Source organism: Paraoerskovia marina DSM 21750 (assembly GCF_000701465.1).
GTDB lineage: Bacteria > Actinomycetota > Actinomycetes > Actinomycetales > Cellulomonadaceae > Paraoerskovia > Paraoerskovia marina.
The window spans coordinates 26,167-39,931 of the sequence record NZ_KL370783.1 but is presented as its reverse complement, the minus strand read 5'-3'; the positions used below and the strand labels follow the sequence as shown (position 1 = coordinate 39,931).

At 71.9% G+C, this 13,765-nt stretch carries 12 protein-coding genes; 5 read left to right on the top strand and 7 right to left on the bottom strand.

Annotated features, from left to right (window positions below):
- On the top strand, nt 1–813 hold an 813-nt coding region (locus tag Q343_RS0112690), incomplete at its 5' end, for a DUF5979 domain-containing protein (protein ID WP_029253937.1).
- Between the two features lie 178 nt (nt 814–991).
- The gene (locus tag Q343_RS0112685) at nt 992–4,021 is read left to right on the top strand and encodes a DUF5979 domain-containing protein (RefSeq protein WP_081829836.1); all 3,030 of its coding nucleotides are present in this window, start codon (nt 992–994) and stop codon (nt 4,019–4,021) included.
- 11 nt (nt 4,022–4,032) lie between these two features.
- Here Q343_RS0112685 and Q343_RS0112680 read toward each other — a convergent pair whose 3' ends face one another.
- A complete protein-coding gene (locus tag Q343_RS0112680; RefSeq protein WP_029253935.1) occupies nt 4,033–5,070 on the bottom strand; it encodes a threonine aldolase family protein in 1,038 nt (345 codons plus the stop codon).
- Nucleotides 5,071–5,291: 221 nt separating this feature from the next.
- Between Q343_RS0112680 and Q343_RS15500 the strand changes: the two genes are divergently transcribed.
- Nucleotides 5,292–6,332 carry an LPXTG cell wall anchor domain-containing protein gene (locus Q343_RS15500; RefSeq protein WP_029253934.1) on the top strand — a complete coding sequence of 347 codons (1,041 nt, stop codon included), beginning with the start codon at nt 5,292–5,294 and terminating at the stop codon, nt 6,330–6,332.
- A gap of 117 nt (nt 6,333–6,449) precedes the next feature.
- On the top strand, nt 6,450–7,733 hold the full coding sequence (locus tag Q343_RS0112670; RefSeq protein ID WP_029253933.1) for a DUF2254 domain-containing protein: 1,284 nt from the start codon (nt 6,450–6,452) through the stop codon (nt 7,731–7,733).
- A 301-nt stretch (nt 7,734–8,034) separates the two neighbouring features.
- Here the strand turns inward: Q343_RS0112670 and Q343_RS0112665 are convergent, their stop codons facing one another.
- The 5 genes from Q343_RS0112665 to Q343_RS0112645 form a co-directional block, all read right to left on the bottom strand.
- Nucleotides 8,035–8,451, bottom strand: a complete 417-nt coding sequence (locus tag Q343_RS0112665) for a YchJ family protein (protein ID WP_029253932.1) — start codon at nt 8,449–8,451, stop codon at nt 8,035–8,037.
- The gene (locus Q343_RS0112660; RefSeq protein ID WP_081829835.1) at nt 8,448–9,524 is read right to left on the bottom strand and encodes an ADP-ribosylglycohydrolase family protein; all 1,077 of its coding nucleotides are present in this window, start codon (nt 9,522–9,524) and stop codon (nt 8,448–8,450) included. Before Q343_RS0112660 ends, Q343_RS0112665 begins: the two co-directional genes overlap by 4 nt.
- A gap of 28 nt (nt 9,525–9,552) precedes the next feature.
- Nucleotides 9,553–9,795 carry a hypothetical protein gene (locus tag Q343_RS0112655; RefSeq protein WP_029253930.1) on the bottom strand — a complete coding sequence of 81 codons (243 nt, stop codon included), beginning with the start codon at nt 9,793–9,795 and terminating at the stop codon, nt 9,553–9,555.
- 87 nt (nt 9,796–9,882) lie between these two features.
- Complete coding sequence (locus Q343_RS0112650) at nt 9,883–10,437, bottom strand: NUDIX hydrolase (protein WP_043110093.1); 555 nt, start codon at nt 10,435–10,437, stop codon at nt 9,883–9,885.
- Nucleotides 10,434–11,153: a hypothetical protein gene (locus tag Q343_RS0112645; RefSeq protein ID WP_029253928.1), complete on the bottom strand. Its 720-nt coding sequence runs from the start codon at nt 11,151–11,153 to the stop codon at nt 10,434–10,436. The genes Q343_RS0112650 and Q343_RS0112645 overlap by 4 nt, the downstream gene beginning before the upstream one ends.
- 86 nt (nt 11,154–11,239) lie before the next feature.
- Here Q343_RS0112645 and Q343_RS0112640 point away from each other — a divergent pair, with 86 nt between their 5' ends.
- The gene (locus Q343_RS0112640) at nt 11,240–12,889 is read left to right on the top strand and encodes an NERD domain-containing protein (RefSeq protein ID WP_029253927.1); all 1,650 of its coding nucleotides are present in this window, start codon (nt 11,240–11,242) and stop codon (nt 12,887–12,889) included.
- Here Q343_RS0112640 and Q343_RS0112635 read toward each other — a convergent pair.
- Nucleotides 12,845–13,765, bottom strand: a complete 921-nt coding sequence (locus Q343_RS0112635; RefSeq protein WP_029253926.1) for a cytochrome c biogenesis CcdA family protein — start codon at nt 13,763–13,765, stop codon at nt 12,845–12,847. The genes Q343_RS0112640 and Q343_RS0112635 overlap by 45 nt on opposite strands.

Below are 13,765 nucleotides of genomic sequence, written 5' to 3'. Positions count from 1 at the left end.
CTCGTGACGGTGACGAACACCGTCGTGGCCGAGGATGTCGTCACCGGCTTCGACATCACCAAGGTCGTCAACGACGCCGACGGCGTGGTCGGCGACGACGTCGTGTTCACCGGGACCTGGGAGTGCACCTCCGAGGGCAGCGTCGTCGGCGAAGGCACCTGGGAGCTCGCCGCGGACGAGACGGTGACGGTCGCGGAGGGCCTGCCCGTGGGCTCGGAGTGCACGGTGTCTGAGGACATGCCGCTGCCCGAGATCGAGGGCGGCGCCTGGTCGGAGCCGTCTCTGCCCGGCACGGTGACGCTCGTCGACGCGGGCGCCGAGCCGCTGCCGGTGGCCGTGGTGACCAACACCGCCGGTGCTGACGACGTCGCGACGGGCTTCACCGTCCGCAAGCAGCTGGACGACCCGGACGGCGTCGTGCCCGACGGGACGACGTTCACCGGGGACTGGGAGTGCACGCTCGACGGCGAGACCGTCGGCGAGGGCACGTGGGAGCTCGCGGCGGGAGAGTCGTCCGACACCCTCGGTGCGGACCTGCCCGTCGGTGCCGAGTGCTCCGTCACGGAGGACGACCCGGCCCCGATCCAGGACGGCGAGTGGTCCACACCCGTGATCTCCGACGCGGTCGTGCTCGGTGTCGACGGCATCGACCCGCTGCCCGTGGTGACGGTAACGAACGAGGCGGACGCGACGTCGTCGGGCGGAGGATCCCTGGCGGTCACCGGTGCGAGCGCCGCCGGCCTGATCGGTGCCGCAGGAGCTCTGATGGTCCTGGGCGGCCTGTTGGTCGTGCTTCGTCGTCGGTTCGCCTGACCGGAGGTTCGCTCGACACCGAGGAGATATTGTCCGGACTTGAGAACTAAGTTCTCATATCTCCGGGTGATTTTGTTCGCATCCTGTACGAGAAACTTGAACGCGCGTCCAGTTCCGTCCCACAATCGTCGTGGCCTCGAAGTTTGAGGGTGGTTGCGACGGATCAGGAACAGCACAGATGAACAGGTCTCGGACGGTACGGCTGCGGGCGCGATTGGCCTCCGCCTCGGTGTTGGCCCTGGTGGCGGCGACGAGCACGGTGGCGGTGGCGATGCCGGCGCCAGCCGCGCAGGCGTCCCCGGTCGCTTCGACGCTCTCGACGGCCCCCGAGACCTTCTCGAGCGCCGCGTACTGCCCGGAAGTGCCCCCGGACATCGGGAACGGCGGCCCGGCGGGGTTCGACTCGAACGTGAACGTCTACGTCGGCGGGGACTGGTACACGACCGAGGGCGCGGCCGAGACCGAGGGCGTCGTGGTCGTCAACGGGAACGCGACCTTCGACCGTGACCCCGACGGCCTCTTCAACATCGGTGTCGTCGGCGTCGGTTCGCAGGTGCCTCCGCCCCCCGGCTCGACCATGCTGCACGTCGGCGGGGACCTGACGACGGTCGGCACCAACGTCATCCACGTGGGCATCGGCCACCACACCGTCGGTGGCGGAGTCAACGTCGGCGGGACGATCACCCCCACGCCGGCTGACGCGCCGTGGGACACCGGGAACGTCCAGACCGCCGGGGCACTCGTGCAGGAGGGCATGGGTCACGACGCGGCGCTCGTCCCGTTCGAGAGCTTCGGCTCGACGGCCCTCGACACCTCGACGGCCTACGCCGCCCTCGAGCCCACGGGAACGGTCTCGAGCGAGTGGGGCACGACCACCCTCACGGGCACCGGCGCGGACACCACCGACCGCCAGGTCTTCGAGATCGACCTCAACAAGACTCCGGAGGCTCTCGGCACGGCCAGCACGGCGGCGACGATCGCCTTCGTCGACGTGAACCCTGATGCGACGATCGTGATCAACGTGATCGGGCCCGACAGCGGGACGACGACGGTCAACGTCAACTCGTTCTTCGGCGACGGCGCACCCCTCGACTTCAGCTCGATCGGCCAGTGGGCCACGGACACGCTCTGGAACTTCGAGAACGCGGACACCCTGAACCTCGAGGGTTCCGCACAGTTCGTCGGCTCCGTCGTCGTGCCCTCGACATCGGGGACCGTGACCACGTCGATGCCGGGCCTCAACGGTCGCCTGTACGTCGGCGGTGACCTGGTCCAGGCCGGGAGCGGCACCGAGATCCACGCATTCCCGTTCGACGACGGTACGGGCTGGGGCTGCACCGGCGGGATCACGCTCACCAAGGTCGTCGAGGACCCGAGCGGCACGGTCCCGGCAGACACCGTCTTCACCGGCACCTGGGAGTGCACGCTCGACGGCGAGGCCTCGGCGAGCGGCACCTGGGAGCTGACCGACGGTGAGTCCGTCACCCCGGACGTGGAGATCCCCGTCGGCAGCACCTGCACCGTCGAGGAGAACACCGCCCCGCCGGTCGACGGCGGGTCGTGGGCGCCCCCGGTCGTCACGCCCGAGCAGCCGTTCGTCGTCACGGACGGGACGACGGCGATCGGTGTCGTCGTGACCAACACGTTCGTGCCGACCACGGTCGAGGAGTCGACCGGGTTCACGATCACCAAGACGGTCGACGACGAGTACGGCTCGATCGACGCGGACAAGACCTTCACCGGCACGTGGGCGTGCGAGCTCAACGACGCACCGGTCGGTGACGGCGAGTGGACCCTCGCGGCGGACGAGACTCTCACGGTCGCGGACGGGCTGCCGCTCGGCGCGAACTGCACCGTCGAGGAGAACTTCACGGACGGCACGGCCGACGGGACATGGGCCGAGCCCGTGATCTCGCCGGTGTCGGTCACGCTCAGCGACACGACCGAGCTCACGACGGTGACCGTCGCGAACACGTTCGAGCAGAACCTCGGTCAGCTGAGTGTCCTCAAGATCGTCGACGACGCGGACTCCGGGCTCGTCCCGGCCGACACGACGTACTCCGGTGACTACGTCTGCACGTTCGGTGGCACGGAGATCGCCGCGGGAACGTGGGAGGTCGACGGTTCCGGAACGGCCGTCGTCGCCACGGACCTGCCGTACGGCACCGAGTGCGACCTGACCGAGGACGCGGCCCCGGCCGTCGAGGGCGGCACCTGGATCGCGCCGACCATCGTCGGCTCTCCCGTCGTGATCGGCGAGAGCGGCAGCGACGTCGCGCGCGTCTCGGTGACCAACACGTTCGTCGAGACCCCTGCCCCGGTCGTCGGTGGCTTCGAGATCACGAAGACCCTGAACGACGAGGGTGGGGTGGTTCCTGCCGGGTCGCAGTTCACGGGCACGTTCGAGTGCACGGTCGACGGCGGTGTGGTCGACTCGGGTGTCTGGTCGGTGGCAGCCGGCGAGACGGTGACGGTGGCTGAGGATCTTCCGGTCGGTGCCGAGTGCACGGTCGAGGAGGATGTTCCCGCCGAGGTCGAGGGTGGCACGTGGGACGCTCCGGCGATCTCGGGTTCGCCGCTGACGGTCACGGATGGCACGGAGGGCCTGGCGACCGTGACGGTGACCAACACGTTCACCGGAACCACGCCGACGCCGACGCCGACTCCGGAGCCAGAGCCGGTCACGGGTCACTTCGCGATCACCAAGGTGCTGGACGACCAGACGGGCCTCCTGACCGAAGACCTCACCTACACCGGTGACTGGGAGTGCGTGCTCGACGACTCGTCCGTCGGTTCGGGCACCTGGGAGCTGCAGGCCGGTGAGACGGTGACGGTGGCCGAGGATCTTCCGGTCGGTGCCGAGTGCGCGGTGGCCGAGGACGCGCTGTCCCCGTCGGCCTGGGGCGAGTGGCAGGAGCCGACGGTGTCGGCGCCGGTCACGATCGTCGACACCGAGGTGCTGCCGGTGGTGACGGTGACCAACACGCTCACCCCGTTCGAGCCCGAGGTGCTGCCGACGACGGTTCCGTCCCCGGAGCCGACGACAGGTCCGACGACGGTTCCGTCCCCGGAGCCGACGACGAACGTGACCGAGGGCCCCGGCGGGCTCGCCGTCACGGGTAGCGCGGTCATCGGGACGCTGGCGGTCGCAGGGTTGCTCGTGCTGATCGGTGTGGGGATCGTCGTCCTACGACGTCGCCACTCCTGACCGGCCTGACCTCAGCCCTCCTCGCGGAGCGTCGCGAGGAGGGCTGAGGCGTCTGCCGGGGTGGTGTCCCACGAGCAGACGATGCGCACGGTGGCGGTGCCGTCGTCGTGCGGGGTGCCGAACGCCTGGTGCTCGCTCGCCACACGGTCGGCTGCCACCTGCGGCATCCGGACGAACAGCAGGTTCGCCTCGACCGGCGCGACCACCGCGACGTCGGCGGCTGCCGTCTCAGGTGTCGCGAGGCCCGCGGCGATCTCGGCGGCGCGGGCGTTCGCCGTCGTCGCGCAGCGCTCCCAGAGCGCAGCGTCGCCGTCGAGCAGTGCCAGGAGCTGCGCCGAGAGGTAGCGCTGCTTCGAGGCCAGCTGCAGGTTCGGCTTGTGCAGGTGTCGGACGGCGGAGGCGAGGTCGTCGTGGAACGTCACGACGGCCTCGGCCCCCATCCCGCCGTTCTTGGTGCCTCCGAGGCTGAGAATGTCGACGTCGCCCACCGCCTCGCGCAGACCGACCCCCAGGTGCACGGCCGCGTTGGCGATCCGTGCGCCGTCCATGTGGACGAGCATCCCGGCCGCGTGCGCGGACTCGACGAGCCGCGCGACGTCGTCGGGTGAGTAGACCGTCCCGAGCTCGGTGGCCTGGGTGATGGAGACGACCACAGGCTGTGCGTGGTGGATGTTGCCGGTGTCGCGGGCCCAGCGGGTGATCGCGTTCGGGGTGAGGCGGCCGTCCGCCGTCGGACACGTCAGCACGGTGAGGCCGTGCCGGGCCGGGGCGCCTGCCTCGTCGGCGACGACGTGCGCGACGTCGGCCACGACGACACCACCGCCGTACGGTGCCGCCGCGTTCAGCGCGAGGATGTTGGCCCCCGTCCCGGTCGGCACGACGGCGGTCCGTGCCCCGCGCCCGAAGGTTGCGGCAACGCGCTCGGCCAGGGCCGCCGTCGTCGGATCGCTGCCGTAAGCGGGCGAGTGTCCCTCGTTCACTGCCGCCAGCGCGGTGAGGATCTCCGGGTGGACGGGCGCGGTGTTGTCGGAGGCGAACGAGTGCGTCATCCGGTGAGTCTATGGCGCCGGAATGCGGGCGACATCGCGCGGCGTCGTGCCGCGGCCAGGGTGTTCCGCGCGAGCGCGCTCTGCCCTACTATTCGCTCAGGCGCACAGAGATCGACTGATCGACGAGGCTCCAGAGCGCGGCAACCGTCGCGGCTCGTTGTCCGGGCTCAGGCCCCTTTCACTCCTCGGTGCGCCGTGTGGTGTGCCGTGAACGGATCACGATGAAGACATCACGCATTCTTGCCTCGAGCGTCGTCGCCGGGGCACTCCTGCTCTCGGCACCCCTGGCCGCGGCCGCTGAGGAGGCACCCGTCGAATCGACGACGACCTCGACGGACGACGGCTCAGACAACGCCGGGGACGCGGCCCCGGGGACTCCGGGAGTCGAGGAACCCGCCGCGGGCGACGCGGAGTCCGCACCGCTCGTCGGCGAGACGTCGCACGGCGAGACGGGGACGCCCGCCGCCACCGACGAGACCGGTGCGGTCGCAGGCGAGGAGGAGACCGTCGGCGGCGAGGGCGACGAGCCCGGGTCGGGGTCCGGGGACGGTGACGGGGACGCGGCCGGCTCCGACGACGGTTCCGTGGGGAGCGACGGCGACGTCGGGACTGGCGGCGAGCTCACCGAGGAGGACCTGACCGAGGAGGACCTGGGCGAAGACGAGGCCGAGGCTCTGCCCGCCGTCGAGGACGACGTCGCCTACGCGCCGATCCCGCTCGTCTGGGTGGACGACCCGTGCGGCTACGGTGCGGACGCCTGGTACGTCGGCTTCCAGGAGGAGGACGTCGACACCTTCGGGTACGAGATCTACACGGACGATGACGGATTCTCGGTGCTCCTGGTGCTGACCCCGGAGGGCACGGTGAGCGATGTCGACGGGCTCTACGAGGTCTACGAACCGGACGAGTTCCTTGTCGAGACAGTGAACGAGTACGCGGCCTTCGCCTACCAGTTCACCGACGAGACGTGTACGGGTGACCTGCCGGTCGCCGACGACGGCGCGATCCTGATGCTTGACGGTCTCGGTGGCGAACTGCCAGAGGAGGTGGCCGACGTCGTGACGACGCCGAGCGCCGCACCTGCCGCCCCCGTCGTGCTCGACGCCGCCGTGCCCGCACCGGCCGAGCCGCGCGCCCTGGCGAAGACGGGTGCCGACGCCGCCGTGATGGCGTTGGTCGCCGGCGGGCTCGTCGCGGCAGGTGGCGCCCTGCTCGCGCTGCGTCGTCGGGTGAGCGCGTCGACCACCCGCTCCGCGAGGTAGACCCGTAGCCGCCGACGTCGACCCTGCCAGGCACTACCTCGCGTGGCAGGGTCGACCTCGGCGATGCGGCAGGAACGCCCCGGGTGGGTACCGTTGCCGCATGACAGGTGATCTGCGATGAGGGCACGGTGGGCGAGCGCCCGGGAGTCGTTCTGGTTCTTGCCGACCGCGCTCGGCGTCAGCGCGATGGTCCTCGCGCAGCTGCTCGTCGCGTTCGACCGGCTCCTCGTCTCGAAGGGCCTCACGGACCTGCCGCTGCTCGACCAGCTCAGCGCCAGCGGGGGCCGGGCGATCCTGACCGCGATCGCCGGCTCCGTGCTGACAGTCGCCGCGACGTCGTTCTCCATCACCATCTCCGTGATGGCGACGACCTCCTCGGCGTACGGGCCGCGGCTCGTCCGCAACTTCATGGCCGACCGCGCCAACCAGCTGGTGCTCGCCGTCTTCACGTCCACGTTCCTGTACTCGCTCGTGGTGCTGCTCTCCGTGCGAGACCAGCAGGATGGCGACAGCGCCTTCGTCCCCACCGTCGCCGTTCACGTCGCGGTGATCCTCGCGGTCCTCAACGTGGCGTTCCTGGTCTTCTTCATCCACCACATCGCGCTCAGCGTGCAGGTCACGACGCTGCAGACGTCGGTCCGCAACGAGCTGGTGCGCGTCGTCGGGCAGGTCTACGAGGACACCGAGGGTCGCGGAGCCGCCGTCCCGCCTGCCGAGGACGGCCGCGTCGTCGAGTCCGACGGCGCCGGGTACGTGCAGTACGTCGACGTCGCGGCGCTCCGGCGTGCGGCGAAGAGCGCCGACTCGGTGGTCACGGTCCTGGCGGGACCGGGCGACCACGTCGTCGCAGGCGAGCCGTTGGCGCGCGTGGTCGGAGTGGCCGACGACGACGTCGACTCCGCCGTCCGCGGGGCCGTCGCCTTGGGCTCGGCGCGGACCCCGACGCAGGACGTCCGGTTCGCGGTCCAGCAACTGACCGAGATGGCGGTCCGGGCGCTCTCGCCCGGGACCAACGACCCGTACACCGCAGCGAGCGCCTTCGACGGACTCGCCGCCGGTCTGTGCCGTGCCGTGCAGGCGGCGCCTGTCGCCCGGGGATGCCTCGACGACGAGGGCGAGCTCCGCGTCGTGATGCCGTGGCCGGGCGTCGAGCTGCTGATCGACGACGTGCTCGTGGCCGTGCGCACCTACGCCCTCGGCTCGCCGGTCGCGCTGCACGCCGCGATCGGGCTCGTGGAGCGCATGGAGGACTGTGCCGAGCGGGTCACGGTGCGGTCGGCGCTCAGCGAGCAGGTGCGTGAGCTGCGGGGTGCCTACGACGCGACCGAGCCGCTCGACGCCGACGCGCAGCCCGTGCGGGCGCGGCTCGACGCCGTGAGCGCGAAGCTCGCGGTCGTCTAGCTCGACCTCTGTCGGTCGAGCTCAACCCGCGGTGGTCGAGCTTGTCGAGACCGGGTTTCGACAGGCTCAACCCGCGGTCGTCAGGCGCACCCCCCGGTGGTCGAGCTTGTCGAGACCGGGTTTCGACAGGCTCAACCCGCGGTCGACAGGCTCACCCCCCGGTGGTCGAGCTGGTCGAGACCGGGTTTCGACAGGCTCAACCCGCGGTCGCCAGGCTCACCCCCCGGTGGTCGAGCTGGTCGAGACCGGGTTTCGACAGGCTCAACCCGCGGTGGTCAGGCTCAACCCGCGGTGGGCGCGCTCAACCCGCTGCGTCGACGTAGTACCAGCGCCCACCTTCGCGGACGAACCGGCTCAGCTCCTGCATCTTCCCCCGGCCCTCGCGCCCGGCGACGGCAGGGTCGCGATAGTGGGCCACGAACTCGACGGTGCCCGCGTCGTCGAACGGGCCGCCCGCCGTCGTGCCGAGGATGTCGAGGCGCCACCACTCGAGATCCGGGTCGAGGTCCAGGTCGGCCGGACGGGTGCTCACGTGCCAGGAGGCGCGCAGATAGTCGGCGTCGCCGACCGCGAAGGCGCTGAAGCGTGACCGCATCAGGGCCTCGGCCGTCGGGGCGGGCCTCGTCCCGGAGTGCGCGGGACCGCAGCACAGCCCGTAGAGGTCGCCCGAGCAGCACGGGCAGCGGGCGTCGGTCGCCACCGGGGCGCTCGCGGTCATGCGTCGGACTCCGGCGCGGACCCGGACCCGTCCGCCGGTCCGCGCTCGAGCCCGTGCCGGGCCGTGCGGACGGCCAGGTCCACGAGGTCGTCGGCGCGCATGCCGGGCCATCCGTGGACCGCGGCTCGCCAGTCGGCGGGAACCCTCGATGCGCCGTAGTACGCCCCGAGGAGCTGCCCGGCGATGGCGGCGACCGTGTCGGTGTCGCCACCGATCCGGACGGCGGCGGCGAGCGCCTCGACGACGTGGTGCTCGGCGTCGCGCGTGGTGTGGACGGCGTGCCAGGCGGCGAGGAGGGCGGTGACGGTGAACCCGTTCTGCCGGAGCTCGGCGGTGGGCTCGTCCTGCTCGGCGTCGTGGATCCATGCCGACCACATGTCGGCGCGTTCGGCGGGCAGCAGGTCGAGGCCGGCGCGGACGTCGAGGCGTTCTTCCGTCACCGCGACGCGGATCGCCTCGCCCCAGAGCACGCACGACTCGGCGGCGAGCACGTCGGCGTGCGTGAGGTGCGCGACGGCGCGGGCCGCGCGGGCGGTGGCGGTGCGGTCGTCGAGGGCCACGAGTCCGACGACGCCGGTGCGCATCAGTGCGCCGTTCCCGGCGGTCTTGCCGGTCACACCGTGCAGGGCGCGGGCGGCGGTGGTGAGACGGCGGTGGGCGGGCCCGTCGAGGTGCGCGGCGTCGCGGAGAACGGTGGCGGTCTGGGTGCCGATGTCGCTCGCGCCGCCGGTCCGCCATGCCTCGAACGCCTCGGCGATCTCGTCGAGGGCCTCCCCGCGCGCCTCGCCCTCGGTGTCGACGAGGCAGTGCCCGCCGGGTCCGTGGGCGGTGACGCGCGCGATGCAGATCGCCATCTGGGTGTCGTCCGACCACTCGCCGGGCTCGTACGGGCCGAGGCCCCCGCCGCGCATCACCGGAATCTCGTCCTCGGCCGGTGGCATCGCGAACTCGTACGGCACGCCCAGGGCGTCCCCGCAGGCTTGTGTCAGCAGGACGCCGGCAGCTCGGTCCAGCAGGGCGGCATCGTCGAGATCGGCGGGGTGGGAACTGCGTCGGTCTGCCGGGGAGCTCATGCCGTCAGCCTAGTGACCGGGGGAGGGCTCAGCGCGCCGGGTCGGCCTCGATGCGTGCCTCGGCGTCGAGCTCTGCGGCCTCGAGGTCGAACGTGTCGAGGCCGTCGACGACGCGTCCGAGGATCTGGACGAGCCGGTCCATCTTCTCGGCGGGCACGTCGGCCTCGGCCACGGTCTTGCCGGCGATGGCGTCGGCGACGTCGCTCGCCCAGCGGTCGTCGGTGCTCGCCGACGGCGTGTCGCCCTCAGGTCCCTCGTGCGCGTCTGCCACACCCGCTCCTTCTTCGCGTTCCGTACCCCGAACCGTAGTGTCTCCTGCCGGAGTTGAACACACCGTCCACCGCGCGAGCAGTCCTGCTCAGAGGTGCGGCCTGACCTCGTCGAGCACCGTCGCGAGACGCTGCGGGAAGTCGGGCGGGACTCCGGCCGGCAGGTCGTCGACGGCGAACCACGCGACGTCGTCCGACTCGTCGCTCACGGCCGGAACCATGTCGCGTGGGGCGAACGAAACATACCCGACGTCCCAGTGCGCAGTACACCGCCCGAACGCACTGCCGAGCTCGTGCCGGTGAAGGTCGGCGGGCCGGGTCCGCCACGCGGCGACGTCGAGCCCGCTCTCCTCGCGGGCCTCCCGGAGCGCGCCGTCGGCGACGCTCGCGTCGTCGGCCTCGACGTGCCCGCCGACCTGGACCCAGAACTGTCCCTTGCGGTGGTAGCAGAGCAGCACGTGGGTGAGATCGGGGGTCAGGACGAAGCAGGAGCCGGTGACGTGCTCGGGCCCGCCGTCGCGGCGCAGGGAGTCCTCGCCGTGAGTGTCGAGGAAGTCGAGGTAGCGGTCGCGGAGCGCCGCCTGCTCGGGCGACCGGGGCTCCCACGCGCGCAGGTCGGCGTGGAACGCCGCGGCCCGTGTCATGCCTGGTCTCCGGCCACGGGCAGGACGGTGATCGCGGCGGTCCACGGCGCGGACCACTGCGAGATCGCGGCGAGCATCAGCGCCGCGGCGCCCTCGGGGGAGTCGTCGTCCCAGGGTGCCTGGGCCACGCCCAGCCGGAGCCGTCGGATCCGGATCTTCGCCCAGGTCTCGTCCTTGGCCGGTGGGGCGGGGACGGCCTGCACCGTCAGCGCCGGCACACCCTCGGCCGTCTCCTGCGCGGCGGCGACGTACGTGCGCGGGTCGATCCCCGCCCACCCGCCGTAGGTGAGCACGACGCGCTCGCCGCGGGGGAGTCGGTCGCGTAGCACGGCGGTCATCAGCGAGACGTACTCGGGCCAGTGGACGTCCGACGGCGGTTCCTCCAACGCGGGGCCCAGCCGGACGACGTCGTCCCCCACCTCGGAGAGCAGGAGTTCCGTCCCCGCGTTGTCGGTCCGCACCCCGACGATCTCGCGCACCGCGCCGTCGGGCAGCACGTGGCGGGGTAGCCGCCCGCGTCCCACGACCTCGGCGAGGCGGGCGGCGTCGTCGGGCGTGGCGAACGGGTGCACGGTGTACCGCCCGTCGCCGTGCCACAGCGGAACGAGCGTTGCCCCCGGCAGGCCGACGACGGACCCGGGAGCGCCGCCCACCGTCGGCGGGACCGCAGGCCCGCGCGGGGTGGCGACGGCGATGGCATCAGGGCGCAGCGGCATACCGCGACCGTAGCCGATCCGCCCGACAGTGCCGCGTGCGGGCGCGGGAGATCACCGACGTCTGTCGGATCCGGTACACATGACACATGGCTCGCCTGTACCCGCCCGCACCGAAGTTCCCGCACGACAACGGTGCGGAGCTCGCGGTCTGGCGAGCACTGAAGGAGAACCTGCCGGACGACGTCCTGCTGTTCGCCCACGTCCCCCTCCAGATCGACGACGACGAGGGCGAGATCGACCTGGTCGTCGCCTGGCCAGAGGTCGGGATCGCGGTGATCGAGGTCAAGGGCGGGCACGTCACGCGGCGCGACGGCGAGTGGATCCAGTCGGGCGGGGGCGCCGAACGGCGCATCGACCCGGTCGGGCAGATCCAGCGTGCACGGCACCTGCTGACGGACGGACTCTGGGAGGCCGGGTTCGACGTCGCGGACCTGCGGACGGTGCACCTGGTCGCGTTCCCGCACGTCGCCGTCCCGGACACCTGGGGCACGCTCGACCTGCCGCGGGCGATGCTGGTCGACCGCACCGAGGTCGACAACGGTGCGGCCGTCGTCGCACGCGTGAAGAAGGCGATCGAGCAGCACGGGCACGGGCACAGCGGGCTGCCGCCGTCCGACGCGGAGCTGCTCGTCGAGCACCTCGCCCGGGGCTTTCCCAGCCAGGTGGAGCACCTGGTGGCCGCCGCGATGCACGCCAGTCATGCCGACCAGCTCACGAGCGAGCAGGCGACGATCCTGGACGTGCTCGAGCAGCAGCGCCGCACGTGCATCGTGGGCGGCGCCGGCAGCGGCAAGACGTGGCTGGCGCTCGAGAAGGCGCGGCGGCTGGTCCGCGCCGGCGAGCGCGTCGCGCTGCTGTGCTACTCCCGCGGGCTGGGTCGGTACCTCCAGCGCACGGTCGACACCTGGCCGCGTCGCGAGCGACCGGCCTTCGTCGGCCTGTTCCACGACCTGCCCGTCGAGTGGGGTGCCGAGGGCGGCGCCGACGACGACCCCGACTACTGGGAGCGCCAGCTTCCCCTCGCCCTGGGTGAGCTCGCGGACGCCCGGACGCCGGAGGAGAAGTTCGACTCCGTCGTCGTGGACGAGGCGCAGGACTTCGGCAACCTCTGGTGGCCCTCGCTCCTGAGGTGCCTGCGCGACCCGGACGGCGGCGGCGTCTTCGTCTTCATGGACGAGGCCCAGCGCGTCTTCCCGCGCGACGGCGAGGCCCCGATCAACCTGCCGCCGTTCCCGCTGCTCGAGAACCTGCGCTCCACCAAGCAGATCGCCCAGACCTTCTCCTCGATGTCGGACCGCCTGGTCCGGCCACGCGGGCTCGACGGCCCGCCCGTGCGCATGATCGACGTGCCCGCGGAGCAGGCGATCGCGACCGCCGACACGTGCATCGACCTGCTGCTCGAGGACCACTGGGAGCCCGGGCAGATCGCGCTCCTCGCGACCGGGCGCCGGCACCCGGCCCAGGTCAACGAGGTCGAGGTCGGCGGGTACGAGTCGTACTGGGACCAGTTCTTCGCCGCCGAGGACGTCTTCTACGGGCACGTGCTCGGGTTCAAGGGGCTGGAGCGGCCGGTCGTCGTGCTCGCCGTCAACGGGATCCGTGACATGGATCGGGCGCGCCAGATCCTCTACACGGGCATGTCGCGCGCCCGCTCGCTGCTCGTCCTGGTGGGGCCGCGGGATCTCGTGGAGTCAGTCGGAGGAGAGGGCGTCCGACGACGCCTGGCCGGCACGTAGTCGGCGTCGCCGTCGCAGGAGCCACCACGCCCCCGCGGCGAGGACCGCGACCACGACGATCACCGCGACGTCGGGCACGGACCCGGTCGTCTCCATCACCCAGCTCTCGAGCCGGAACTGCTGAGGCGCGCCCAGCACTCCGCCGAGCGTCGCCGTGCCCTCGGTGAGCAGCAGCAGCACCCCGACGGCGATCGTCAGGACCCCGCCGACCACGCCCGTCCACGTGTTGCGCCACGGGCCGACCGAGATCTCCCGCGGGCGCACCAGCCGGCGGACGAACGGCAGCCGCCCCCACAGCAGGGCGAGCAGCAGGAGCGGCAGCGCCATCCCCGCGGCGAACACCAGCAGCACGACGCCGCCGTACAGGGCGCTCCCGCCGAGGGCCGCGAACGTGAGAGCCGCGCCGAGCAGCGGGCCCGCGCAGACACCCGCGAGCCCGTAGACGGTGCCGAGCGCGTAGACCGCGAACGTCGAGGTGTTGGCGCCTGTCGCGGTGGTCGAGCCTGTCGAGCCTGTCGAGACCCCGACCCCGGTGGTCGAGCCTGTCGCGGTGGTCGAGCCTGTCGAGACCCCGCGCCGCAACCCCGGCACCTGGACCCCGAGCAGCATCAGCAGCCCCAGGAGGATCACGACGACGGAGGCGACGGTGACGACGTCGGTCCGGTAGCGGTTCACCAGCGCCCCGAGCGACCCGGCGAGGACGCCGAGGGGCACCAGCGTGGTGATCAGGCCGAGGTAGAACACCCCGGTGCGCTCGACGATGGTGCGCGGGTCGGTGAACGCGTAGGAGAAGAACGCGGGTAGGAGCATCACGGAGCACGGGCTCAGCAGTGTCAGGACACCGCCGAGGAACGCCCCGAGAAGCCCGAGGTCCAC

Excerpts from the sequence above, each read along its gene's own strand:
- Q343_RS0112685 (WP_081829836.1), top strand. The coding sequence starts at position 992 with ATGAACAGGTCTCGGACGGTACGGCTGCGGGCGCGATTGGCCTCCGCC.
- Q343_RS0112680 (WP_029253935.1), bottom strand. The coding sequence starts at position 5,070 with ATGACGCACTCGTTCGCCTCCGACAACACCGCGCCCGTCCACCCGGAG.
- Q343_RS15500 (WP_029253934.1), top strand. The coding sequence starts at position 5,292 with ATGAAGACATCACGCATTCTTGCCTCGAGCGTCGTCGCCGGGGCACTC.
- Q343_RS0112670 (WP_029253933.1), top strand. The coding sequence starts at position 6,450 with ATGAGGGCACGGTGGGCGAGCGCCCGGGAGTCGTTCTGGTTCTTGCCG.
- Q343_RS0112665 (WP_029253932.1), bottom strand. The coding sequence starts at position 8,451 with ATGACCGCGAGCGCCCCGGTGGCGACCGACGCCCGCTGCCCGTGCTGC.
- Q343_RS0112660 (WP_081829835.1), bottom strand. The coding sequence starts at position 9,524 with ATGAGCTCCCCGGCAGACCGACGCAGTTCCCACCCCGCCGATCTCGAC.
- Q343_RS0112650 (WP_043110093.1), bottom strand. The coding sequence starts at position 10,437 with ATGACACGGGCCGCGGCGTTCCACGCCGACCTGCGCGCGTGGGAGCCC.
- Q343_RS0112645 (WP_029253928.1), bottom strand. The coding sequence starts at position 11,153 with ATGCCGCTGCGCCCTGATGCCATCGCCGTCGCCACCCCGCGCGGGCCT.
- Q343_RS0112640 (WP_029253927.1), top strand. The coding sequence starts at position 11,240 with ATGGCTCGCCTGTACCCGCCCGCACCGAAGTTCCCGCACGACAACGGT.